Genomic DNA, 24,085 nt, shown 5'->3' on the forward strand with positions numbered 1-24,085 from the left:
CGGAAGAGTTTCGCCGCATGCAGGAATACTTATGCAGTATCGAAATGAAATCGACGGCCTGAGGGCCGTCGCCGTCGTCTCAGTCGTTTTCTTTCATGCGGGTTTCTCGTTCTGGGGCGGCGGTTTTGCCGGCGTCGACGTATTCTTCGTGATCAGCGGTTACCTCATCACGTCGCTGATCCTGCGCGACCTCGATTCGGGGACCTTCTCGCTGGTGTCCTTCTACGAGCGCAGGGCGCGACGCATTCTCCCGGCCCTGGTGCTGGTGATGCTGTGCTGCATGCCGTTCGCCTGGCGGTGGATGCTGCCGGCGGCCTTCATCGACTATTCGAAGAGCCTGATCACCGCCGCCTTGTCAGTCTCGAACTTCTATTTCTGGCACAAGAGCGACTATTTCGCCCCGGATTCCCATGAAGTGCCGCTCCTGCATACCTGGAGCCTTGGCGTCGAGGAGCAGTTCTACGTGCTCCTTCCCTTGCTTCTCATGGGGCTCTGGAAGACCCGGCGAAGCTGGGTGACGTGGACGATCCTCGCAATCGCCGCGGCAAGCCTCGGCCTGTCGCAATGGGGCGCGCAGAACGCCCCGGACGCGAACTTCTACCTCTTGCCCGCCCGCGCCTGGGAATTGCTCGCCGGCTCGCTCGTCGCGCTGATGCAGTTCCGCCGCGAAGGCGTCGCCCCCCATCGCGCCGCCGGCCAGTTTGCGCTGCTCGGGCTGGCGCTCGTTCTCTTCTCGATCTTCTTCTTCGATGAAACGGTGCCGTTCCCCTCGGTCTACGCGCTCGTGCCGGTCGTCGGGACCGCGCTGATCCTGCAGTTCGCGGTCAAGGGCACCTGGGCAGCGACGCTGCTGTCTGCCGCACCGCTCGTCGTGATCGGCCAGCTCAGCTATAGCGCCTACCTGTGGCATCAGCCGCTCTTTGCCTTTGCGCGTCTGTCCAGCCTTTCGGTTCCGTCCACTGCGTTCATGCTCGCGCTGTGTGGACTGACCTTTGTCCTCGCCTACCTGTCGTGGCGGTTCGTCGAACGGCCATTCCGGAAGGGGAGTGTGCCTATCTTCGCGAACACCCGGCAGGTCTTTACCACCTCGGCCGTGTCGCTCTTCGCCTTGATCTCATTCGGTCTCGTCGGAGTCTATACGGACGGGATGCGTTCGAGGCTTCCGGAGCCGGTCAAGAATTTCCTTGCCGATACGTCGTGGAGCAGGAAGTGCCTCTTCCAGCGTGGCGATGCGCGAAGCAATTCGGCTGTCCGCGATTGCGTCTTCAACGCGGAACAGGCGAAACACTATGCGATCTGGGGCGATTCCGTCTCAGCCTCGATTGCGCCCGAACTTGCGCGCCGCCTGAAGGAAGATGGAATCGCACTGCATCAGCTTACCCACGGATACTGCGCCCCGATCCTCGACGTCACGGCGCGGGACGTGGCGGGCGCGCGCGATTGCCCTGACTTCAACAGGGAGGCTTACAACCTCATTATCAGGAGCGGGATCAGCACCGTCATTCTCTTTGCCTCATGGGAGGAGTTCTTCGACAGGGGAACCTACCTCGTGGAGGGCGTCGCCACCGACGAAAAGCCCGCCGGGATGAAGCGACTGAAGGACGAGCTCAGGGAAACGGTTGACGGCCTCGAGCGGGCCGGGGTGAAGGTCGTCCTGGTCTATCCGCATCCCACACTTCGCGTACGGGCGGCTGACACGGCTGCAAAACTCATGCTGAAGGGCGATGCCAAGCCGGAGGTCGGGCAGAGCTATCAGGAGTTCCTCGGCGAGGCGGCGAAGTCCTATGCGGTGCTGGACAGCGCCGATATCGACGGTCCGACCCGGATCTATCCCGAGAGGTTGTTCTGCAACCGGTTCGAGGCAGGCCAGTGCGTCATGGTCAACGAGGGTATGCCGTACCTTGTCGACTCCGTTCACTTTGCCGCCGAGGGCGCGAAGGTCGTCGCGGACGCGATCATGAAGATGCTCGAAGCCCCGTCGCAGCAGGACAAGGAATCAAAGGGCCTCGGCTTCGCAAGCTGAGGGTCGGCCGAACGCGGGAGTTTCCGTCAGGACACGGATACGAAAGCCATGGCCGAAGGCCGCGTGGAGGCAATCGCGCGGTTTGCGATCGCTCTTCTGTAAAGCGATGTGCCAACGGCCCCACGCTTCGGAGGGCGGCAGCCAGATACGAAAAAGGCCGGAGACGAATCTCCGGCCTTTCCAAATCCGATCCCTTGCGGGAAGAGATCAACGCTTCGAGAACTGGAACGAACGACGTGCCTTTGCACGGCCGTACTTCTTACGCTCGACGGTACGGCTGTCGCGGGTAAGGAAGCCGCCCTTCTTGAGAACAGCGCGGAGCGCCGGCTCGTAGTAGGTCAGCGCCTTGGAGATGCCGTGACGAACGGCACCGGCCTGGCCGGACAGACCGCCGCCAGCAACCGTGGCGTCGATGTCGAACTGACCGTCGCGTGCTGCCGCGATGATCGGCTGCTGCAGGATCATCTGCAGAACCGGACGGGCGAAGTAGGCCGAGAAAGCCTTGCCGTTGACGGTGATCTTGCCGGAGCCCGGCTTGACCCATACGCGGGCGACGGCGTCCTTGCGCTTGCCGGTCGCGTAGGCGCGGCCCTGGGCGTCAACTTTCTTGACGTGAACCGGAGCGGATGCCGGAGCGGCGGCAGAGGTGCCGAGATCCTTCAGGGAAGAGAGGTCAGCCATTATCAGGCGCTCCTTACGTTCTTGCTGTTCAGCTTGGCGACGTCGAGGACGGCCGGCTGCTGTGCTTCGTGCGGGTGGTTGGAACCAGCATAGACGCGCAGGTTCTTCATCTGGCGACGGCCGAGCGGACCGCGCGGAACCATGCGCTCAACAGCCTTCTCGATGACGCGCTCCGGGAAGCGGCCTTCGATGATCTGGCGAGCCGTACGCTCCTTGATGCCGCCGGGGTAACCGGTGTGCCAGTAGTACTTCTTGTCGGAGTACTTCTTGCCGGTCAGAGCGACCTTTTCCGCGTTGATGACGATGACATTGTCGCCGTCGTCGACGTGGGGGGTGTAGGTAGCCTTATGCTTGCCGCGCAGATGGTTTGCGATGATGGTGGCGAGACGACCGACAACGAGGCCTTCGGCATCGATGAGGATCCACTTCTTTTCCACCTCGGCGGGCTTCTGTACGAAGGTTGCCATGGTAAAACTCTTTTCGTTTGGGACCCGAGACCGCAAGAGCCCGGGCGTTTCTTGTTGCTTGGTTTGGCGGGCTTTCACGCGCCAAAAACGAAAGCGGCCCGAAGGGACCGCAATCTGGCTGGGCTTATAGGGAAAAGGCGGGAAGGCGTCAAGGAGCACATTTCCGGGAGAGGAAAAGAAAACGCAGAAAATTCAATAGCTTGCAATTGTGGTATTTTGATACCTCAATTTTTCTCCGGTGGAATCGAGTAGGTTGCGGTCGCGTGGGCGACAAGGTCGTCGTCATTTCCGGCCAGAATCGATGCTTCGACCACTGCGAGGCGCTTGCCGAGCTTCAGCAGGCGACACACGCAGGAGAGGGGCCCCGGTCTCGGCTTGCGCAGGAAATTGATGTTGAGATTGGTGGTGACCGCCAGCGCGACAGGGCCGATATGGGCGAGGATCACGCAGTAGGCAGCGACATCGGCGAGCGCGAACATCGTGGGCCCCGATACGGTTCCGCCCGGGCGCAGGTGCTTGGCGACCGGATCGAGTTGCATGCTCAGGCTGCCGGGGCCGACGGAGGTAACCTCGAAGATCTTGCCGTCCGTGTGGATCTCGGGAAAATCGGTTTCCAGAAACCGGTTCAATTCGCCGACTGTCATCACTGGATCGAACTGCATGGCCGCCTCCCTGCTGGTCGACCGGGCGTACTAACCGTACCCCTATTTGGCAACCCCTCGAAAAGTCTATGGTCTGGCATGATCGCAGCGCCTTGAAAGGATGGGGCGAGGGGCGTACCACGGGGCGCGTTCATGGCGAAGCAGGAGAATGAAGATGGCGGAGGTTGTATCCTTCCACAAGGAGAACGGCGCGTCCCTGGTACGGGTGGAGCGGGTTGGCGCCGTGCTTAGGCTGACGCTGAACAGCCCGCCGGCAAACGCCCTCTCGATCGCCATGATGAGCGCGCTTTCCGACGAACTCGACAGAGCCTCGGCGGCCCCTGACGTGCGGGTCGTCGTGATTGCAGCAACGGGGAACCTGTTTTCCGCCGGCCACGACCTGAAGGAACTGACCGCACACCGCGCCGATCCGGACAGGGGCAGGGAGTTCTTCGAGAAGACGCTTCGCATGGCCGCCGACCTGATGCTGAAGATCGCCGGCTTGTCGCAACCCGTGATCGCTGAGATCGACGGCCTTGCGACGGCCGCCGGATGCCAGCTCGTCGCGACATGCGACCTTGCCGTCTGCACGGACAGCTCCACCTTCTGCACTCCCGGCGTCAACATCGGCCTCTTCTGCTCCACGCCGATGGTTGCCGTGGCGCGCGCCGCCCATCCGAAGCAGGCCATGGAAATGCTTTTGACCGGGGAGACGATCGACGCTTCGACCGCGAAGGATTTCGGGCTCGTCAATCGCATTGTTCCCAAGCAGTATCTGCGCCAGGTCGTCGACAAATACGCTTCGGTGATTGCGTCCAAATCCCCCCAGGCCCTGCGGGTCGGCAAGGCCACCTATCGTGCCCAGGCGGGCCTCCCTCTCGCCGAAGCCTACGAGACAGCGGTCGCTGCCATGACCGAAAACCTGCTGATGGACGATGCCAAGGAAGGCATCGGGGCGTTTCTCGGCAAGCGGATGCCGGAGTGGACGGAGAAGTAGGCTCGGCAGGTCCGAAGGCGAACGGAGCGAATGCGAAATGCTGCGCTATCCCGGCCAGAGGTCACCCCAGCTTCAGCACGAGCACGCCAAGGGCAATGGTCGCACCTGCGAGATAGCGCCAGATGCTCGCCTTTTCCTTGAGGATGACGACGGAGATCAAAAGCGCGAAAACGATCGCGGTTTCGCGCAATGCCGCGACGGAGGCGACGGGGGCTTTCGTCATGGCCCAGAGCGCGAGGCCATAGGAGGCGATTGATCCGGCGCCGCCAAACAGGCCGCGTTTCCAGTTTCGCTTGACGTGGTGAGCGACGACGTCGCGGCCACGTCGCAGGATCGCCCAGCTGAAGAGCAGGACCGGCGGCAGCAACGACATCCACAGCGTGTAGGAAACGGCGTTTCCGGATATCCTGGCGCCCGCGCCGTCGACGAAGGTGTAGGTCGCAATCACCACCGCATTCGCAAGGGCCAGGACAAAGGCGTGCCGGCCGCCATGGCGCGATTCGAAGGCAAGTGTGAGTACGCCGGCCGAGATGACCAGGATGCCGGCGAGGGCCGCATTCGAAAGATGTTCGCCGAGCACGATGCCGCTGGTCGATGCCACGATGAGGGGGGCCGCACCACGCATCAGCGGATAGACCAACCCGATGTCGCCCGCCCGGTAGGCGGCGGCAACAAGCTGGAAATAGGCGAATTGCAGGAAGGCCGAGACCAGAATGAACGGCCAGGCCCCGGATGCGGGGAGCGGAACGAAGGGCAGGAACGCAAGGCCCACCATGCCTGCACCAAGCGCGATCATCGCCGCATCGAGCGATTTGTCGGATCCCGCCTTGACGATCGCGTTCCACGTCGCATGGAGTGCCGCTCCGAGCAGGACAAGAGCGATGACATCAAGCGGCACGGCGGAACCTCGAGGAGAGTGGCGAAGCCAGAAAGGAAAGGCGGCCGCGCCTTTTCCGCTCAAACGGCGCGATTTGCAATCGGTATCTTTGGGGTATTGCCGGTTGTCGAGCGGAAAACGTCCGTCGGGGGGCAGCATGGGCGCCGGAGGCCAAATTCGCAATCTACGGCAAAGAGGGGTAGAATAAAGGATCGAGCAACGGAACGATCAGTGCTGAACTGCTGCGGCCTTGCCGTCGAACGCCGAGGGAGGCTTCGATGAAACACGACCACTATTCAAGCGCCTACATCTGCGAAATCCTGCGGACGGTCCACACGATCGCCGTGGTGGGTGCGTCCGCGAACGTTTCGCGTCCGAGCTACGGCGTCATGGGGTTCCTGCTCGGCAAGGGCTACCACGTCATTCCGGTCAATCCCGGCCACGCCGGCAAGCAAATACTGGGGCAGACGGTGTACGCGCATCTTGCCGACATCCCGGAGGCGATCGACATGGTCGATGTGTTCCGGCCGGCGAGCCAGCTTCATGCCGTCGTCGACGAGGTGCTCGCGCTCCGGCCGCTGCCCGCCGTCCTGTGGGGACAGTTCGCCGTGCGTGACGATGCAGCGGCAGCGCGGGCGGAGGCAGCAGGGCTTCGGGTCGTGATGGATCGTTGCCCTTCTACGGAGTTTGCGCAGTTGACGCTTCGCGCGTCCTGATTGCCGTCTCGCAATTTGCCGTATTGACTTTGGATGCGTGCCTCTCATGTTGTCGGAGGGACAACGGGAGCGGGCAATGAATCACGACGACTATCCCGATAGCTATCTTGCAGAGATCTTGCAGAAGACGAAGGTCATCGCCCTCGTCGGTGCCTCGCCGAATCCGGAACGGCCGAGCTATCGCGTGATGGGATTTCTGCTTCGGAAGGGATACCGGGTGATACCGGTCAATCCCGGTCAGGCCGGAAAAGAGATTCAGGGGCAGAAAGTCTACGCCCACCTTGCCGATATTCCGGAACCGATTGACATGGTCGACGTGTTTCGCGCTCCGCACGCCCTGCCGGGCCTCGTCGACGAGGTTCTCCTCCTTGATCCACGTCCCAAGGTGATCTGGGGGCAGCTTTCCGTGCGGCATGACCAGGCCGCCTCACGCGCCGAAGACGCGGGTATCCGGGTGGTGATGGATCGCTGTCCGGCGATCGAGTACCCGCGCCTCGTGGGATGATCCCGAAAATCTCAACGAGTCCTGCCGGACCGGCAGATGACAATCTTACCTTGCGAGGGCGGTCCCTCCCGGATCGCCGGCAAGGCGCATGAAGCGAAATGCACAAAAATGAAAGGGAGGAATTGATGACGGCACGAAATCCAGGATTTTCGACGCTCGCGGTACATGCGGGTGCCCAGCCTGATGCCGCGACCGGTGCACGGGCAACCCCCATCTACCAGACCACCAGCTTCGTCTTCAACGACGCCGACCATGCCGCAGCCCTTTTCGGGCTTCAGGCCTTCGGGAACATCTATACCCGCATCATGAACCCGACGCAGGCCGTGCTCGAAGAGCGCGTCGCGGCGCTCGAGGGCGGGACGGCGGCGCTTGCCGTCGCCTCAGGTCATGCGGCGCAGATGATCGTCTTTCACACGATCATGCGTCCGGGGGAGAATTTCATCGCAGCGCGCAGGCTCTACGGCGGGTCGATCAACCAGTTCGGGCATTCGTTCCAGTCCTTCGACTGGCATGTGCGCTGGGCCGATCCCGAGGATCCCGCATCCTTCGAGAGCCAGATCGACGACAAGACCAAGGCAATCTTCATCGAGAGCCTCGCCAATCCGGGCGGTACCTTCGTGGACATCGCCGCCATTGCCGATATCGCGCACCGGCACGGCTTGCCGCTTATCGTCGATAACACCATGGCGACCCCCTATCTCGTTCGTCCGTTCGAACACGGCGCCGACGTGGTGGTGCATTCGCTGACCAAATTCATGGGCGGACACGGGAATTCCATGGGCGGTGTCATCGTCGACGGCGGCACGTTCGACTGGTCGGCATCCGGCAAATACCCATTCCTGTCGGAGCCCCGTCCCGAATATGGCGGGGTGGTTCTCCATTCGACGTTTGGCAACTTCGCCTTCGCGATTGCCTGCCGCGTGCTGGGCCTGAGGGACCTCGGACCCGCGATTTCGCCCTTCAACGCCTTTCTGCTGCTGACGGGCATCGAGACTTTGCCGCTGCGCATGCAGCGCCATTGCGACAACGCCCTTGCTGTCGCCAGATGGCTGAAGGCGAATGACAAGATATCCTGGGTCAATTATTCTGGGCTGGAGAGTGATGCCAACCACGCCCTGCAACAGAAATACGCCCCGCGCGGCGGCGGAGCCGTCTTCACCTTCGGCCTGAAGGGCGGATACGAGGCCGGCAAACGGTTCGTCGAGGGGCTCCAGATGTTTTCGCATCTCGCCAACATCGGCGATACCCGATCGCTGGTCATCCATCCGGCCTCCACGACGCACCGGCAATTGGCGGAGGAGCAGCAGGTTGCGGCGGGGGCTGGCCCCGACGTCGTCCGCCTGTCGGTCGGTATCGAGGATGTCGCGGATATTATTGCCGATCTCGAGCAGGCGTTGGCAAAGTCCTGACGCCCGCGCGACGCCGAGAGATCCGCATGTGGCCTTCGATGGTGCGCGCAGATCGAACTTTCGGGCTGCCCCTCCAGATCGGCGGGGCGCCTCTATCTTCATGAAGCGGGCGAAAAATGCTCCCCGCAAAACTGGAAACTGACATGAACCTGTCGCAACGCTTCAACATCGACAACATCGTTCCCGAGATCGGCCATCCGGTTGCCGAGCGCCTGATCTCGGGCGACCCGCAGTTCACAAGCTGGAACATCGAGGAAGCCGACGGAGGCATCTATTCGGGTATCTGGCAATCGACGCCGGGCAAGTGGAGGGTTGAGTACGACGAGTGGGAGTACTTCCACATTCTCGAGGGACATTCGATCCTCGTGTCCGACGATGGCGAGGTCTTCGATCTGAAGGCCGGCGAGCGGCTGATCATCCGGCCCGGCTTCAAGGGAACGTGGGAAGTCGTTGAGACGACCCGGAAGGACTACGTGATCAGGCTGTAGAGCACGGTCCTTCTGCGCAGTTTCCGCCGGCGGCGATCAGGGAGGCCCGATCGGCGCCTGCTGTTTCCTGCTACAGCGACAGAAGAGGCGGCATGGACCGCCTCACCACTCCAGATCGAGGCTTTCGAGCCCGTGGAAATGATAGACGTCTTTGACGACGGGCGTCCCTGCCAGTCTCAGCCCCGGCAGTCTGCGGAACAGGATCGGCAGGGCGATATTGAGTTCGAGCCGGGCGAGGGGCGCGCCTATGCAGAAATGGATGCCGGCGCCGAAGGAGAGGTTCGCGCCTTCGTCACGCTCCGGCTGAAAACTCAAGGGGTCCGTGAACCGGTGCGGATCAAGGTTGGCCGCGGCGAGAATGAGCGCTGCCTTGTCGCCGCGCCGGAATGACACCCCGTCGATCTCGGCATCCTCAAGCGCATAGCGCTCGAAAATGTGCACGGGCGCACAGATGCGCAGGCATTCCTCCACGGTCCGTTCGGTCGTCTTCTCGTCTGCAAACAGCGATGCCGGGGAAGGCCGCTGTCCAGTATGCTGCGCACCGCATTTCCGATCTGGTGGACGGTCGCCTCATGCCCGGCGTTGAGCAGAACGATCGTGGTCGATATCAGCTCGTCTTCGGTGAGAAGCTGCCCCTTGTGCTCCGTATGGATCATGTGGGTCAGCAGATCGTCTTCGGGTTTTGCGCGACGTGCGGCGATCACGCTGCGCACATAGTCCGCAAATTCGGCCGCTGCCGTGTCGGCCGCGTGCTCGTCGGCCTCGGTTCTGCCGAACATGTACATGCGGACATAGGCATGCGACCACTTCAGGAGCTGTGGCCCCATCTCGTCGGGAATGCCGATCATGCGGGCGATCATCGTCACCGGCAGGATGTCGGCGAAGCGCGACAGCAGTTCCACCCTGCTATCCCCTTCAAATTCATCGATAAGCCGATTGCAGAGGTCGGTGATTTCCGGCTTCAGCCTCTCGATCTGGCGCGAGACGAAGGCGCGGTTGACGAGAGTCCTGAGCCGCGTGTGTTCCGGCGGCTCCAGTTCGAGGAGCGACCAGGCCTCGGCGGCGTCGAAATTTGCGAGGTGCGTCGACGGCGCAGGCATTCCCAGTTCCTCGCGGCTGGCCACGTGAAGGATCTGGCGGCCGAAGCGCCGGTCTCTCAGAAGGCCGTTCACGTGGTCGTATCCCGTGAAATACCACCGCTTCTGCTCTTCCCAATAGAAGGTGGGACAGTGCGCGTGCAGCGCCGCATAGACCGGGTTCGGATCGCGGTAGAAAGCTGGGTCGCGGGCGTCGAGCGAGACGCGGCGGCTGGCGGGATCGATCGAAAGGAAGGGGAATGAAGTAACCATTGGGCTGCTCTATCCCATTCAAAACTTCCGGGAAAGTCTGCTCTTTCGTCGATTTACAGTTGCATCGCGAGAAAATACCCGTTGTGGCAGCAAGATTCCGGCGCATAATGCGTCTGTGAAAAACGTTAACTGAAAAAAGTTCTGCGCAGTCGTGTTGCCATGTTTCACGCGCGTCCTTCCTGACGCGCCACGCGGAGGAGCGATCTCATGGAACTGACGTCCCGGGAATACAAGCTCACCCTCGACCCTGCGGCATTTGCCGGAGATCCGCAGAGTCTCGTTGCGGCCAACGACGGTTTCTGGACGACCGTACGCGCCTTGCTCGTCCAGAATGGCATTACCGTCAAGGGTGATGCGGACTCCGCGGAGGCCGGCAAGAAACGCCAGCTCTATTTTCTCGATACGCTTCAATCCCAGGGAAGCGCGAAAGGTGCGCTGCTGAGGGACGCCGGGCTGGTCTATCGGCTCCGGCGGCGTGTGGATAGCGACGGGGATTGGACCGCGACGTTGAAATTCCGCCACGGCGACCGCCTGCTGGCGGACAGCGAGGACTTTGCTGCCGTGGATCCTGAGGGGGAGGTAAAGTTCGAAGAGGATATCAAGGCCGCCAGAGGAGTGGAGGGCCCCGGCTTCTGGGCGCTTTTCAGCCGGTCGGCCAGCGTGAAGGTGAACGGAGCGGAAGAGTTTAGGACGGTCGGCGACTGCCTCGCGCCCTTCAAGGATCTGCGTGAAGCCACGCTGCCCCCGAGCAATGGACCGGTCGCGGTGGTCAACGGTCTGCGCGTGACGGAGCACGTCTACGAGGGCTGGAAGCTCGATTTCGAAGACGCGGAATCCGAATGCGCACTGATCCTGTGGTGGGATACCAATCCTGTCGTGCCGATAGCGGCCGAGTTCAGCTTCCGCTTCGATCTCGTCGACGGCAAGATCAAGGCCGACATCGCGCGCGATGCCTGGAAGGTAATCGGTATTCTCTACGACACCCGCTGGGTCGCGCGGGAGGGATCCACGAAGACCCAGCTGGTCTACGGCTAAGCCTCACTGCGGACACTACTTGCCGAGGGCAACGCCTTCGCGTCTCGGATCTGCGCTGCCCTTCAGGCCCTCGCCGGTGATCTCGATCGCATGGAGGCCGGAGGTCATCTCGCCGAGCTTGACCTCGTAGCCGAGCGCCTTCAGCGGTTCCTGGAGCTTTTCGGCCGCAGTCCCTGCTTCGAGGTCATAGGTGCCGAAGCGATTGATGAGGTGCGGCATCGAAACGATCTCGCGCACGTCCATGCCCCAGTCGATATAGGCGATCAGCGCCTGGGCCACGTAGCCGATGATCTGACTGCCGCCCGGCGAACCGATTGCGAGCAGCGGCTTGCCGTCTTTCATCACGATGGTCGGTGCCATGGAGGAACGCGGTCGCTTCCCCGGCTCGACCCTGTTGGCGATCGGAACCCATCCGTCGTGGGTCTCGAAGGAGAAGTCGGTGAGCTCGTTGTTCAGCAGGAAACCTTTCGTCATCAGGCCCGATCCGAACGCGTTCTCGATCGTCGAGGTCATGGAGACGACGTTCCCGTCCGCATCGACGATGACGAAATGGGTGGTGGAGGGCAGCTCGATCGCACGGTCCCGCCCGAACAACAGGGCATGGTCCCATTCCGGCTCGCCTGCCTTGACCTTGTCGTCCGGCAGCGCCTTGTCCCCGTCGAGCAGGGCCGCCCGTTCACTTAGGTACTTCTTGTCGAGCAGCCCCTTGATGGGCGCTGGAACGAAATCCGTATCGGCGAGGTAGCGCCCACGGTCGGCAAAGGCGAGACGCTGGGCATCCCCGATGATCCGCCAGCTCTCCGGATTGTCCTTGCCCAGTCCCTTGATGTCGAAATTCTCGACCAGGCCGAGGATCTGGCCGATCGTCACGGCGCCCGAGGAGGGCGGTCCCATACCGCAGACCTGGCGTGCGCGGTAGTCCACGCAAACCGGCCGGCGCTCCTTGACCCGATAATTTCTGAGGTCGTCGAGCGCCAGCACGCCGGCATTCTTGTTGACGATTCGCACGGCATCGACGATCGCCTCGGCAATGGGGCCGTTGTAGAAGGCGTCCGCGCCGCCGTCGGCGATCGCCCTCAGCGTTTCCGCATAGTCGGGGTTCTTGAGGACCGCGCCAGCCTTGAGCGGCTGGCCCTTGTCGTCGAAGAAGTATTTCGCCGGTGTCTCGAAGGTCTTCAGCCCGTCGCCCTGATCTGCAATCAGGCCAGCCAGGCGGGGCGAGACCGCGAAGCCATCGGTCGCAAGCTTCATCGCCTGGTCGAAAAGCGTATTCCAGTCGAGCTTTCCGTAGCGGTTGTGCGCTTCCTGCAGCAGCATCACCGTGCCCGGCGTGCCGACGGAGCGCCCGCCGACAACGGCGTCATAGAATTCGAGCGGCTTGCCGTCCTTGTCGAGGAAAAGCTTCGGCGTAGCGGCCATCGGCGCCGTCTCGCGTCCGTCGAGCGTGGTCAGCCGCTTGTTGGAGGCGTCGTAGTAGAGGAGGAACGCGCCGCCTCCGAGGCCGGACGACTGCGGCTCGACAAGCCCGAGCACGGCCTGGACCGCAACCATGGCGTCGATCGCGCTGCCGCCTTTTTCGAGAATGGCGCGTCCTGCCTCAGCGGCGAGTGGGTGGGCGGCCGCGACCATGTACTGCTTGGCGGTCGCGAGCGGCGCGGTTGCCGTGCTTACGCCCGATTCCGGCGCCACGGTTTCCGATGCCTGTTGAGCCCCCGCGGGAAGGACCAGCAACATGAGGGCTGTTGCCGCGGCCGCGATTGGTCTGGTCCACATCGAGGGGGTCCTTCTCCTGGTGCCACCCGGAACCGGGCGTTGCGATCATATCACGCGGCTCGCCTGCATGGCAGGCGTGCCAGCACTTCACAATTCGTTTACCCTGAGGCGGTGCGTGCTTGTGGAAATCTTTGGGGACGCCTGTGCAATTAACTCAGTTCTGGCATTGACCATCCCCAATGTTGGGGGCTGTCTTGAAGTCCCGTACCCTGACACTCTATGTAGGGAATATGAAACGTGTTGATTCCCGGCGCTTGCAAGTGGGTTCCCGGGCCAGACTGATGAAGGGTTGATATGAGAAATCCCGTAGATACCGCCATGGCCCTGGTGCCGATGGTCGTCGAGCAGACCAACCGCGGCGAGCGCTCGTACGACATCTACTCGCGTCTCCTGAAAGAGCGCATCATATTCCTCACTGGCCCCGTCGAGGACAACATCGCGTCGCTGGTGTGCGCGCAGTTGCTCTTTCTCGAAGCCGAGAACCCGAAGAAGGAGATCGCCCTCTACATCAACTCGCCGGGTGGCGTGGTGACGTCGGGCATGGCGATCTACGACACGATGCAGTTCATCAGACCGGCTGTCTCGACCCTCTGCATCGGTCAGGCTGCGTCCATGGGATCGCTCCTGCTTGCCGCCGGCCACAAGGACATGCGCTTCGCCACGCCGAACGCCCGCATCATGGTTCACCAGCCTTCAGGCGGTTTCCAGGGCCAGGCGTCGGACATCGAGCGCCATGCTCGTGACATATTGAAGATGAAAAGACGGCTCAATGACATCTATGTGAAACATTGCGGACGTACCTATGAGGAAGTCGAACAGACCCTCGACCGCGATCATTTCATGAGCTCCGAAGAGGCACTGGACTGGGGCCTCATCGACAAGGTGATCACGAGCCGCGAAGCTATCGAGGGCGTGCAGGCGTCCTGACGTCAAGCTTTTGTGTACGGATGACGCCGATTGTGACACATTTGTAATGGTCCCGGGGTTTATCCCAACACCAAAGCGGCTAATATGCCCGTTAATGCTATGTTGAAATGTGACAACCTAGCATTCGGTTTTTCGGTGGGGGATTCGTTGCCACCGGCGAGCAAGATCAAATGGTTCGCCCGGTTAGTACCCCCAAGAGCCTGTAGCGGATCCGCGGTTGGCGGCTCGGCGTGGGTGGTGTGAGTAGACCGGATATCTCCAGGTGGGATGGCCGGCGTGCTGGAAGGAAAGTGATATGAGCAAGGTCAGCGGCAGCAACGGCGGCGACTCTAAGAATACTCTCTATTGTTCATTCTGCGGCAAGAGCCAGCACGAAGTCCGGAAGCTGATTGCCGGGCCGACGGTGTTCATCTGCGATGAATGCGTCGAATTGTGCATGGACATCATCCGCGAGGAAAACAAGACCTCGATGGTCAAGTCCCGCGACGGCGTTCCGACGCCCCAGGACATCATCAAGGTTCTTGACGAATACGTTATCGGCCAGCAGCAGGCCAAGCGCATCCTGTCGGTTGCGGTGCATAACCACTACAAGCGCCTGGCACATGCCGCGAAGGGTTCGGATGTCGAGCTCGCGAAGTCGAACATCATGCTGGTCGGTCCGACCGGCTGCGGCAAGACCTACCTTGCCCAGACGCTCGCACGCATCATCGACGTTCCCTTCACCATGGCGGACGCCACGACGCTGACAGAAGCAGGCTATGTCGGCGAGGACGTCGAGAACATCATCCTGAAGCTTCTGCAGGCTGCCGACTACAACGTCGAGCGGGCACAGCGCGGCATCGTCTACATCGACGAGGTCGACAAGATCTCGCGCAAGTCGGACAACCCGTCGATCACCCGAGACGTGTCGGGCGAGGGCGTTCAGCAGGCGCTTCTGAAGATCATGGAAGGCACCGTCGCGTCGGTTCCCCCGCAGGGTGGCCGCAAGCATCCCCAGCAGGAGTTCCTGCAGGTCGATACGACGAACATCCTCTTCATCTGCGGCGGTGCATTCGCCGGCCTCGACAAGATCATCTCCGCCCGCGGCGAGAAGACGTCGATCGGCTTCGGTGCCACCGTGCGTGCGCCGGAAGACCGTCGGGTTGGCGAAGTGCTTCGCGAACTGGAGCCGGAAGATCTGGTGAAATTCGGCCTCATTCCGGAATTCATCGGCCGTCTGCCTGTTCTGGCGACGCTCGAGGACCTCGACGAAGATGCACTGATCCAGATCCTGTCGGAGCCGAAGAATGCGCTCGTCAAGCAGTATCAGCGCCTCTTCGAGATGGAAGACGTGGAACTGACCTTCCACGAGGACGCGTTGCGCGAGATTGCCCGTCGGGCAATCATCCGCAAGACCGGTGCACGCGGTCTGCGCTCCATCATGGAGAAGATCCTGCTCGATACGATGTTCGAGCTACCCACGCTGGAAGGCGTGCGCGAGGTCGTGATCTCCGACGAAGTCGTCAAGGGGTCCGCCCGCCCGCTCTACATCTACTCGGAGCGTTCAGAGGAAAAGGCCAACGTTTCGGCCTGATCGATGTTCACACGACGAATTGACCCGCCTCGGCGGGTCTTTTCGTTTCTGCGGTCTATCGCGAAATCTCGTGACTGGTGGATTACGGGTTGTAAGAGCATGATGCCCGCTTCGACCGCTTGCGAATATCGGTCATGGCGGCGATGATAGGTCGATTCTCTTGTCTAATTCGGTTCCTTTCGCCGGGAGGGGCCAGGTCAGCGGCAGGATGGGTTCCGACAGCTCAGACCTTCGCCAGAGATGGCTTGGGGGCGAGTTGGACCGGGCTTGAAAACAGGCTAATTGCACTCCACTTGTAGGTGGAAAAGTATGCCGGATACGCGTATTTGAGCGCGCGGCATCAACTCCCGGGATACGGGATGTTTGAAAGGAAATGACATGACGAAAAAAACGTCTGTGGCGCATGACAACTTGGCATTCCCGGTTCTGCCTCTACGCGACATCGTGGTTTTCCCGCACATGATCGTGCCGCTGTTCGTCGGCCGCGAGAAATCGATCCGCGCACTCGAGGAGGTCATGGGAACCGACAAGCAGATCATGCTTGCGACCCAGATCAATGCCGGTGACGACGATCCGGCTACCGACGCGATCTACAAGATCGGTACGGTGGCCAACGTGCTCCAGCTTCTCAAGCTGCCTGACGGCACCGTGAAGGTGCTGGTGGAGGGCCGCGCACGTGCCGAGATCGACAAGTACACCGATCGTGAGGAATTCTACGAGGCGATGGCGCATGTGCTGCCGGAGCCGGAAGAGGATCCCGTCGAAGTCGAGGCGCTGGCCCGTTCCGTCGTCTCGGAGTTCGAGAACTACGTAAAGCTCAACAAGAAGATTTCTCCTGAAGTCGTTGGCGCTGCGAGCCAGATCGAGGATTACTCGAAGCTCGCCGATACCGTCGCGTCCCACCTCTCGATCAAGATCGTCGAGAAGCAGGAGATGCTGGAAACGACGAGCGTGAAGCTGCGCCTCGAGAAGGCGCTCGGCTTCATGGAAGGCGAGATCTCTGTCCTGCAGGTGGAAAAGCGCATCCGCTCGCGCGTCAAGCGCCAGATGGAGAAGACGCAGCGCGAGTACTACCTGAACGAACAGATGAAGGCGATCCAGAAGGAGCTCGGCGACGGCGAGGAAGGCCGCGACGAGATGGCCGAACTGGAAGAGAAGATCTCCAAGGTCAAGCTTTCCAAGGAAGCGCGTGAGAAGGCCGATGCCGAGCTGAAGAAGCTGCGACAAATGAGCCCGATGTCCGCCGAGGCAACGGTGGTGCGCAACTACCTCGACTGGCTGACCGGCATTCCGTGGGGCAAGAAGTCCAAGATCAAGACCGACCTCAACCTCGCCGAGAAGATTCTTGATGAGGATCATTTCGGTCTCGACAAGGTCAAGGAACGCATCGTGGAGTATCTCGCCGTCCAGGCTCGCTCGGCCAAGATCAAGGGCCCGATCCTGTGCCTCGTCGGTCCTCCCGGCGTCGGCAAGACGTCGCTTGCGAAGTCGATCGCGAAGGCGACCGGCCGCGAGTACATCCGCATGGCGCTCGGCGGCGTTCGCGACGAAGCCGAGATCCGCGGTCACCGCCGCACCTACATCGGCTCGATGCCCGGCAAGGTCATCCAGTCGATGAAGAAGGCAAAGAAGTCCAATCCGCTCTTCCTGCTCGACGAGATCGACAAGATGGGCATGGATTTCCGCGGCGACCCGTCGTCGGCCCTGCTCGAGGTGCTGGATCCGGAACAGAACTCGACCTTCATGGATCACTACCTGGAAGTCGAATACGATCTGTCGAACGTGATGTTCATCACGACGGCCAACACCCTGAACATCCCTGCGCCCCTGATGGACCGCATGGAAGTGATCCGTATCGCCGGCTACACCGAAGAGGAAAAGCTGGAGATCGCCAAGCGGCACCTGCTGCCGAAGGCTATCCGCGATCACGCCCTGCAGCCCAAGGAGTTCTCGGTCACGGACGGCGCCCTGATGGCGGTGATCCAGACCTACACGCGGGAAGCCGGTGTTCGTAACTTCGAGCGCGAACTGATGAAGCTCGCCCGCAAGGCGGTCACCGAGATCATCAAGGGCAAGACCAAGACCGTTGAAGTCACGGCGGATAACATCCATGACTTCCTGGGCGTTCCGCGCTTCCGCCACGGCGAAGCCGAACGCGACGATCAGGTCGGCGTGGTTACTGGGCTTGCCTGGACCGAGGTCGGCGGCGAACTGCTGACGATCGAAGGCGTGAGCCTGCCGGGTGGCAAGGGCCGCATGACGGTGACCGGCAACCTGAAGGACGTGATGAAGGAATCGATTTCCGCAGCGGCCTCCTATGTCCGCTCGCGCGCCGTCGATTTCGGCATCGAGCCTCCGCGGTTCGACAAGAACGACATCCACGTGCACGTGCCGGAAGGTGCGACGCCGAAGGATGGTCCGTCGGCCGGCGTCGCAATGGCGACCGCCATCGTCTCCATCATGACCGGCATTCCGGTCTCGAAGGATGTGGCGATGACGGGCGAGATCACGCTTCGCGGACGTGTCCTGCCGATCGGTGGCCTGAAGGAAAAGCTGCTTGCAGCGCTTCGCGGCGGCATCAAGAAGGTGCTGATCCCGGAAGAGAATGCCAAGGATCTGGCAGACATTCCGGACAACGTGAAGAACAACATGGAGATCGTTCCGGTATCCCGAATGGGAGAGGTGATCGAGCATGCGCTGGTCCGCAAGCCGGAGCCGATCGAGTGGGATATGACCCAGCAGGCGGCCGCATCCAAGACCGTCGAATCGGCTGATGAGGCGGGCGCTTCGGTTGCTCATTGAGCGTTGATGGCCCCCATTCGGGCCCGCGCAACGAACCAAAACGCGAAAGACCGGCAATTTTTGCCGGTCTTTTTTGTTTGAAGGTTGCAAAAAGCTTGGATTCTGAGGGGGTACAGCGCAAATACGGTTGCGGCAGACATGGCGATGCGTATTCTGCCCCCGACTTGTATTTGAGTCGTTTCGAACCGTAAGAAAGGGGTGGAAACATGAACAAGAATGAACTCGTGTCCGCAGTGGCTGAGAAGTCTGGCCTGTCGAAGACGGATGCAGCGTCCGCTGTCGACGCCGTATTTGACACCATCCAGGGCGAACTCAAGAACGGCGGCGATGTTCGCCTTGTCGGTTTCGGTAATTTCTCCGTATCGCGCCGCGAAGCCTCTAAGGGGCGCAACCTGTCGACCGGCGCCGAGATCGAGATTCCTGCACGCAACGTGCCGAAGTTCTCGGCCGGCAAGGGCCTGAAGGACGCCGTCAACTAATTGACGGCAATGCCGACGCCGTGCTTGCACGGCGATCAGCTCGGAGAGTTGGGGTCCGGTTTTCCGGGCCCTTTTTCTTTGTTCTCCTGTCATCTCACTGTCATGCATCTGTAACATGCAGGCGCCAGAAACCCCGTGTTTCCTGCAACGGGATCTGGGAGAATTCATATGAAGACCCGTACTATCATCGCCGTCGTCACGGCCGCTCTTGCTGCCTCCACGGCATCCATTGCCCATGCCGAACCGGTATTCAATCGCATTGCGTCCTTCGCCGTCGCCGACAACCTGCCGGCGGACGCGGACCAAAAGAGCCCGACCTCTTCGGAGATCATTGCTGCGAGCAACGATGGCAACACGCTCGTCTATTCCGACAGCCCGTTCAAGGCGATCGGCTTCATCGACATCACCGATGCGACGGCCCCCAAGGCGGGCGGAATTGTCTCCTTCGAAGGCGAGCCGACCTCCGTGGCGATTGCCGGAGCCAAGGCCCTCGTTGCTGTCAATACGCGCAAGAGCTTTGTGGAGCCGTCCGGCTTTCTGGCGACCGTCGACATAGCCTCGAAGAAGATCGAGGAGCGTTGCGATCTGGGCGGCCAGCCGGATTCCGTTGCGGTCAACAAGGACCGCACCCTTGCTGCGATCGCGATAGAGAATGAGCGCGACGAAGAGGTCAATGACGGCGACTTGCCGCAGATGCCGGCCGGTGATCTGGTCCTCCTGTCGCTCAAGGATGGCGTTGCCGACTGCGGCTCGATCAAGCATGTCACGCTGACCGGCCTGGCCGACGTTGCCGGCGAAGATCCGGAACCGGAATTCGTTTCCTTCAACAGCCTCGACGAAGTTGCGCTGACGCTGCAGGAGAACAACTACATCGTCATCATCGACGGAAAGACCGGCACGGTGAAGAACCACTTCTCCGCCGGTAAGGTGAGCCTCGAAGGCGTCGACACGAGGAAGGACGGTGCGCTGAAGTTCACCGGCGAGGTCAAGGACGTCGCCCGCGAGCCCGACGCCGTCAAGTGGCTCGACGACAACCGCCTCGTTGTTGCCAATGAAGGCGACTGGAAGGGCGGCGCGCGCGGCTTCACGATCTTCAGCAAGGACGGCAAGGTCCTTTACGAGAACGGCGCCGCCTTCGAGCGTGAGATCGCCAAGATCGGTCACTACCCGGACAAGCGCAACAAGAAGGGCATCGAGCCGGAAGGTCTGGAAGCCGCCAAGTTCGGCGATGACAGCCTCTTCTTCGTGCTCGCCGAGCGCGCCTCCGTCGTCGGCGTCTACAAGGACACTGGCGCGGAGCCTGAGCTTCTCCAGCTCCTGCCATCGGGTGTAAGCCCGGAGGGTGCCGTTGCCATCCCGAGCCGCAACCTCCTGGTGACAGCCAACGAAGCCGATCTCGTCGAAGACGGCGGCGCGCGTTCGCATGTCATGATCTATGAGCGCGGCGAAGGCGAAGCTACCTATCCGCAGATCGTTTCGACCGAGAAGGACGGCGAGCTGATCGGCTTCGGCGCTCTCTCTGGTCTCGCACCGGTCAAGGATAAGCCGGGCACGCTCGTCGCCGTCAACGATTCCTTCTACGCCTCGCAGCCGACGATCTTCACGATCGACGCGACGCAGAAGCCGGCGAAGATCGTTGATGCGCTCCGTATCACTCGCAACGGTGCGGCCGCCCAGAAGCTCGACAGCGAAGGCGTGACGCCGGACGGCGAGGGCGGCTACTGGCTCGCCAATGAAGGCGACGCCGACAAGCTCTATGCCCACGCGATCATCCACGTGAACGAGAAGGGAGAGATCGACAAGGAGATCGCCATTCCCGCCGAGTTGCGCGCCCACGAGAAGCGCTTTGGCTTCGAAGGCATCACCAGCATCGGCGAAGGCGACGAGCAGGTGCTCTGGATGGCCGTCCAGCGCGAATGGGGTGACGACGAGAAGGGCTTCGTGAAGCTCGTCTCCTACAAGCCGTCGTCCAAGGAATGGGGCGCCGTGCGCTACCCGCTCGAAAAGACCGAGAGCGGCTGGGTCGGCCTTTCGGAAATCACCGTCAACGGCGACTACGCCTACCTGATCGAACGAGACAACCTGATCGGCAAGGCTGCCCAGCTGAAAAAGATCTACCGTGTCCCCGTTGCCGATCTGAAGCCGGCCAAGCTGGGAGAGACGCTGCCGGTGGTGAGAAAAGAGGAGGTCCGCGACCTGATCCCGGATCTCAAGGCACTGAACGGCTATGTCGTCGACAAGGTCGAGGGCTTCACGATCGATGCCGCCGGAAACGGCTACGTGGTGACCGACAACGACGGCGTGGACGATTCATCGGGCGAGACGCTGTTCTTTACGATCGGTCCCGTCAACGCGATGTAAGCGGGCATGAAACGGAAAACGCCGGGATTAGCGTCCCGGCGTTTTTTGGGTTGGAAGAGACCACCGATACCTTGCTGCAGCCGTATGAAATAGAGATCGCGCCAGCTCCGGGTGTATCGCTCGTAGAGGCCGGCGGCGACCTTCAAACCGCCGTCTTGGTAACCGGACCCCTGAGGTCGCGTTCCTGTTGCATCTTCTCTGTGCGTTCGCTGAGGCAGGTGATGATTTCTGCCAGCTGGCTCCTCTGGGAGTCGTCCAGAGCCGCGAAGATCGCGTCCAATGTCTTGTGTTGAGGTTGCTGCGCTGCGTTGATCACCGTTCGGCCCGTCTCCGTTATGGAAACGATCTTTGCACGGCGATCCTTCGGGTCCGGTTGCCGGATCACCAGATTGTCTCTCTCCAGACCGTCTATGGCTTCCGTCACAGTGCGGGGGGCAAACCCGAGAGCACTGGCGATGTCGGTGGAGCGCTGCGGCCCCTGACATTCGAGCAGCAGCAGAAACTTGCTGCGCGCCAGCGAGACGCCTTCGTCCATCATGCACTCGTTCACCAGGCGGCTAACCTGATGGTACAGCTTGAACATGCCCTGGGCGATGTCGATGGTGGAGCTCATCGTTCCAATATAGGTTTGATGAGGTACCATGTCAAATAAGGTGATATGTTTGCCGCAGAAGCGATCACGTTCAGTGAACAATCCGTGATGGATCGAGGCGGAGTGGGCGAGGGGCCCAGGCGTCAGCATGGTTCCATACGACCACGCGCCGCTTCGGGTCCGACCAGCGTATGGATGTGATTAGAGCGCGTTGCGTTCTAGGCTTCCGCCTGGGCGCCGGGCAGAACGACCACCTGGCGCAGCCCGCCTTCGGGGCGGTTGGCTATTTCGAGCGTACCACCATTCTTGGCAATGATTTCGCGCGAAATGGCGAGCCCAAGGCCTGCGCCCGGGTGAAACTTGCGGCGCGCCTCGTCCACGCGGAAGAATGGCTCGAATACGCGATGGATCATCGGCTCTGGTATGCCGGGACCATCATCCTCGAAAATGACGCGGACGCTGTCGGGCGCGGCCTTGACCGTGACACGCACACCGCCGCCGTGCGTTGCGGCGTTGACGGCCAGGTTTCTCACGGCACGCTTGAGGGCAAGGGGCATGGCAAGGGCGGTAGCGGGGGCGGCCTCTGCGACTGCCGCGTCATGGCCGAGGTCACGGATCTCGCGGACGACTTCCTGCACCATCCTGTCGATGCGGACCGGCTGGCGGGAATCGTCACTCACCTCTTCGCGCACCAGCCTGATGGCGCTATCGGCGATGCGATCGAGTTCGTCGATGTCCTTTAGCCAGAACTCCCGTTCATCGTCGTCGAAAAACTCTGCGCGAAGGCGCATGCGGGTCATGGGGGTGCGCAGGTCATGTCCGGCGGCGGCGATCAGGCGCATGCGGCTCTCCACGGCGGCATTCAGCCTTCTGGAGAGGCGGTTTATCGCGCCCGCCGTCACGCGAACTTCGGGTGGCCCTTTTCGGGAATGACCGGAATTGTTCCGTCCGGCCCGATCGACGAGATCGTGCTTTCCAGCATGCGGAAAGGCTGCATCATGCGTCTTGCGCTGTAGATGGCGATGGCGCCGACCCCGACGGCGATGACGGTCAGGTAGAGTGTCAGCGATTTCCAGGGAAAGCTCGGCCGGTGCGGAAACGCCAGATAGGCCCATTGGTTGTCGGGAAGCTTGACCGCAAGCCTTGACCGTCCACTGGCACGGTCCTCAAGAACGACAACCTCCGTGCCCTTACGGATCTCGCGAACTGTCTTGCCGATCCTCTCGCTCACATCGGGCTTGACGCTGGCGTCGTCCGGCCTGCCACCGATCTCGACGCCCGCGGTACGCGCCGCCTCCGGGGATACCTTGAACAGGTCGAGGGCGAGAAGCGCCTTCTCCGCCATGGCCCGACCGAACTGGTCCTCGCCGGGGCCCCGGGCAAGCGAGGATGTGATTACGGCGGCGAGGACGACGACGCCGATCACCGAGGCGATCAGAAGCGCTGCAAAACGGGTGGTCAGGGAGCCCATGGCTTAGCCGTGAACTTTCTCGACGGGAGCCGAAAACTGATAACCGCCGTTGCGTACGGTCTTGAACAGGCGGAATACTCCGCCGTCGCCGAGCTTGCGGCGGAGCCGGCTGACCAGCACGTCGATGGAGCGGTCGAACGGCTCGGCGCTGCGGCCCTGCGTGAGGTCCAGCAGAGAATCTCGGGAAAGCACGCGGCCCGGGCGCTCCAGGAATGCGATCAGCAGCTCGAACTCGCCACCCGTCAGGTCGATCTCGCTTCCGTCCGGATCGAGAACGACCCGGGTCTGCGTGTCGACGCTGAAGCCGGAGAAGCGGTAGATCTCAGGACCCGTCTTCTCAGGCTCTGCCCGTCCGCGCCTCAGAACGGCTTTTATTCTCGCGGCGAGTTCGCGCGGGTTGAAGGGCTTGCCGAGATAGTCGTCGGCTCCAAGTTCCAGGCCAATGATCCGGTCCACGTCTTCCTTGAGCGCGGTAAGCAGGATGACGCCAATGTCCGAGCGCTCGTTGCGCAGCCACCGGCATATGTCGAGCCCGGATCCGTCCGGGAGCATCACATCGAGGACGACGAGGTCTATCCGGTGCTCCTTGAGGCGCGCCTCGCATTCGCGCCTGTCGGCCGCAAGCGTTACGCGGAACCCTTGTCCGTCCAGGTATTTTCCGAGTAGCCGGCGAATTTCGAGGTCGTCGTCGACGACGAGAAGGTGAGGTGCGTGTTCCATGCCTTCCCTATAGCAGCGGCTTCCGGAAAAGTGCATGGCCATCGCCGTGCGCGCGGCACCCGAATTGTTGCGGATCGTTGTGCCTGCGGTGATGGAAACGTTCGGATACAAAAAATTCGGGCCGCCGGAAACAAACGTGGCGGCAAAAAAGCGTGGGCAGGCAGACGCGAGCATTGACCCCGGCGCTCCCGCGGGGCGA

Annotated in this window: 21 protein-coding genes and 1 pseudogene; 12 read left to right on the forward strand and 10 right to left on the reverse strand. The window is 61.6% G+C overall.

Annotated elements, in window-relative coordinates; genetic code table 11:
• The first annotated feature begins 31 nt into the window (after window positions 1–31).
• Window positions 32–2,023 carry an acyltransferase family protein gene (locus F3Y30_RS10800; protein WP_203422753.1) on the forward strand — a complete coding sequence of 664 codons (1,992 nt, stop codon included), beginning with the start codon at window positions 32–34 and terminating at the stop codon, window positions 2,021–2,023.
• A gap of 207 nt (window positions 2,024–2,230) precedes the next feature.
• On the opposite strand, the gene rpsI is transcribed toward F3Y30_RS10800, so the two are convergent.
• The 3 genes from rpsI to F3Y30_RS10815 all read right to left on the reverse strand — a co-directional run bounded on the left by rpsI (window position 2,231) and on the right by F3Y30_RS10815 (window position 3,833).
• Entirely contained in the window at window positions 2,231–2,704 is a 474-nt protein-coding gene (gene rpsI / locus F3Y30_RS10805; RefSeq protein ID WP_203422754.1) for a 30S ribosomal protein S9, read from the reverse strand.
• Window positions 2,705–2,706: 2 nt separating this feature from the next.
• Entirely contained in the window at window positions 2,707–3,171 is a 465-nt protein-coding gene (gene rplM / locus F3Y30_RS10810; RefSeq protein ID WP_203422755.1) for a 50S ribosomal protein L13, read from the reverse strand.
• Between the two features lie 224 nt (window positions 3,172–3,395).
• The gene (locus F3Y30_RS10815; protein WP_203422756.1) at window positions 3,396–3,833 is read right to left on the reverse strand and encodes a PaaI family thioesterase; all 438 of its coding nucleotides are present in this window, start codon (window positions 3,831–3,833) and stop codon (window positions 3,396–3,398) included.
• A gap of 154 nt (window positions 3,834–3,987) precedes the next feature.
• On the opposite strand from F3Y30_RS10815, the gene F3Y30_RS10820 reads away from it, so the two are divergent.
• Window positions 3,988–4,809 carry an enoyl-CoA hydratase gene (locus F3Y30_RS10820; RefSeq protein WP_203422757.1) on the forward strand — a complete coding sequence of 274 codons (822 nt, stop codon included), beginning with the start codon at window positions 3,988–3,990 and terminating at the stop codon, window positions 4,807–4,809.
• 61 nt (window positions 4,810–4,870) lie between these two features.
• On the opposite strand, the gene F3Y30_RS10825 is transcribed toward F3Y30_RS10820, so the two are convergent.
• Entirely contained in the window at window positions 4,871–5,707 is an 837-nt protein-coding gene (locus tag F3Y30_RS10825; RefSeq protein WP_203422758.1) for an EamA family transporter, read from the reverse strand.
• Between the two features lie 257 nt (window positions 5,708–5,964).
• On the opposite strand from F3Y30_RS10825, the gene F3Y30_RS10830 reads away from it, so the two are divergent.
• The 4 genes from F3Y30_RS10830 (at window position 5,965) to F3Y30_RS10845 (ending at window position 8,804) form a co-directional block, all read left to right on the forward strand.
• Window positions 5,965–6,402: a CoA-binding protein gene (locus F3Y30_RS10830; RefSeq protein WP_203422759.1), complete on the forward strand. Its 438-nt coding sequence runs from the start codon at window positions 5,965–5,967 to the stop codon at window positions 6,400–6,402.
• A gap of 76 nt (window positions 6,403–6,478) precedes the next feature.
• A complete protein-coding gene (locus tag F3Y30_RS10835) occupies window positions 6,479–6,907 on the forward strand; it encodes a CoA-binding protein (RefSeq protein ID WP_203422760.1) in 429 nt (142 codons plus the stop codon).
• A gap of 125 nt (window positions 6,908–7,032) precedes the next feature.
• Window positions 7,033–8,316, forward strand: coding sequence for an O-acetylhomoserine aminocarboxypropyltransferase (locus tag F3Y30_RS10840; RefSeq protein WP_203422761.1), 1,284 nt, complete (start codon window positions 7,033–7,035; stop codon window positions 8,314–8,316).
• Window positions 8,317–8,459: 143 nt separating this feature from the next.
• Window positions 8,460–8,804 (forward strand): cupin domain-containing protein, encoded by a 345-nt coding sequence (locus F3Y30_RS10845; RefSeq protein WP_203422762.1) that lies wholly within the window; start codon window positions 8,460–8,462, stop codon window positions 8,802–8,804.
• Between the two features lie 102 nt (window positions 8,805–8,906).
• Here F3Y30_RS10845 and F3Y30_RS10850 read toward each other — a convergent pair.
• Window positions 8,907–10,153: pseudogene (locus F3Y30_RS10850) on the reverse strand (cytochrome P450).
• A gap of 207 nt (window positions 10,154–10,360) precedes the next feature.
• Between F3Y30_RS10850 and F3Y30_RS10855 the strand changes: the two are divergent.
• On the forward strand, window positions 10,361–11,188 hold the full coding sequence (locus F3Y30_RS10855; RefSeq protein WP_203422763.1) for a hypothetical protein: 828 nt from the start codon (window positions 10,361–10,363) through the stop codon (window positions 11,186–11,188).
• A 15-nt stretch (window positions 11,189–11,203) separates the two neighbouring features.
• Here F3Y30_RS10855 and ggt read toward each other — a convergent pair whose 3' ends face one another.
• A complete protein-coding gene (gene ggt / locus F3Y30_RS10860; protein ID WP_203422764.1) occupies window positions 11,204–12,961 on the reverse strand; it encodes a gamma-glutamyltransferase in 1,758 nt (585 codons plus the stop codon).
• 294 nt (window positions 12,962–13,255) lie between these two features.
• Here ggt and clpP point away from each other — a divergent pair, with 294 nt between their 5' ends.
• From clpP to F3Y30_RS10885, 5 genes are all read left to right on the forward strand, one after another.
• On the forward strand, window positions 13,256–13,888 hold the full coding sequence (gene clpP, locus F3Y30_RS10865; RefSeq protein ID WP_203422765.1) for an ATP-dependent Clp endopeptidase proteolytic subunit ClpP: 633 nt from the start codon (window positions 13,256–13,258) through the stop codon (window positions 13,886–13,888).
• A 295-nt stretch (window positions 13,889–14,183) separates the two neighbouring features.
• Entirely contained in the window at window positions 14,184–15,461 is a 1,278-nt protein-coding gene (gene clpX, locus F3Y30_RS10870) for an ATP-dependent Clp protease ATP-binding subunit ClpX (protein WP_203422766.1), read from the forward strand.
• 378 nt (window positions 15,462–15,839) lie between these two features.
• Window positions 15,840–18,263, forward strand: coding sequence for an endopeptidase La (gene lon / locus F3Y30_RS10875; RefSeq protein WP_203422767.1), 2,424 nt, complete (start codon window positions 15,840–15,842; stop codon window positions 18,261–18,263).
• Between the two features lie 206 nt (window positions 18,264–18,469).
• Window positions 18,470–18,742, forward strand: a complete 273-nt coding sequence (gene hupB, locus F3Y30_RS10880) for an HU family DNA-binding protein (RefSeq protein WP_203422768.1) — start codon at window positions 18,470–18,472, stop codon at window positions 18,740–18,742.
• 168 nt (window positions 18,743–18,910) lie between these two features.
• Window positions 18,911–21,103: an esterase-like activity of phytase family protein gene (locus F3Y30_RS10885; protein WP_203422769.1), complete on the forward strand. Its 2,193-nt coding sequence runs from the start codon at window positions 18,911–18,913 to the stop codon at window positions 21,101–21,103.
• A gap of 142 nt (window positions 21,104–21,245) precedes the next feature.
• Here the strand turns inward: F3Y30_RS10885 and F3Y30_RS10890 are convergent, their stop codons facing one another.
• From F3Y30_RS10890 to F3Y30_RS10905, 4 genes are all read right to left on the reverse strand, one after another.
• Window positions 21,246–21,845, reverse strand: coding sequence for a MarR family transcriptional regulator (locus F3Y30_RS10890; RefSeq protein ID WP_246752707.1), 600 nt, complete (start codon window positions 21,843–21,845; stop codon window positions 21,246–21,248).
• 68 nt (window positions 21,846–21,913) lie between these two features.
• Window positions 21,914–22,537 (reverse strand): ATP-binding protein, encoded by a 624-nt coding sequence (locus tag F3Y30_RS10895; RefSeq protein ID WP_203422770.1) that lies wholly within the window; start codon window positions 22,535–22,537, stop codon window positions 21,914–21,916.
• A gap of 56 nt (window positions 22,538–22,593) precedes the next feature.
• Window positions 22,594–23,166, reverse strand: a complete 573-nt coding sequence (locus F3Y30_RS10900; RefSeq protein ID WP_203422771.1) for a hypothetical protein — start codon at window positions 23,164–23,166, stop codon at window positions 22,594–22,596.
• Window positions 23,167–23,169: 3 nt separating this feature from the next.
• Entirely contained in the window at window positions 23,170–23,886 is a 717-nt protein-coding gene (locus F3Y30_RS10905; protein ID WP_203422772.1) for a response regulator, read from the reverse strand.
• Window positions 23,887–24,085: the final 199 nt, after the last annotated feature.

Origin of the sequence: Sinorhizobium sp. BG8, from assembly GCF_016864555.1 — a bacterium.
Taxonomy (GTDB): Bacteria; Pseudomonadota; Alphaproteobacteria; order Rhizobiales; family Rhizobiaceae; genus BG8.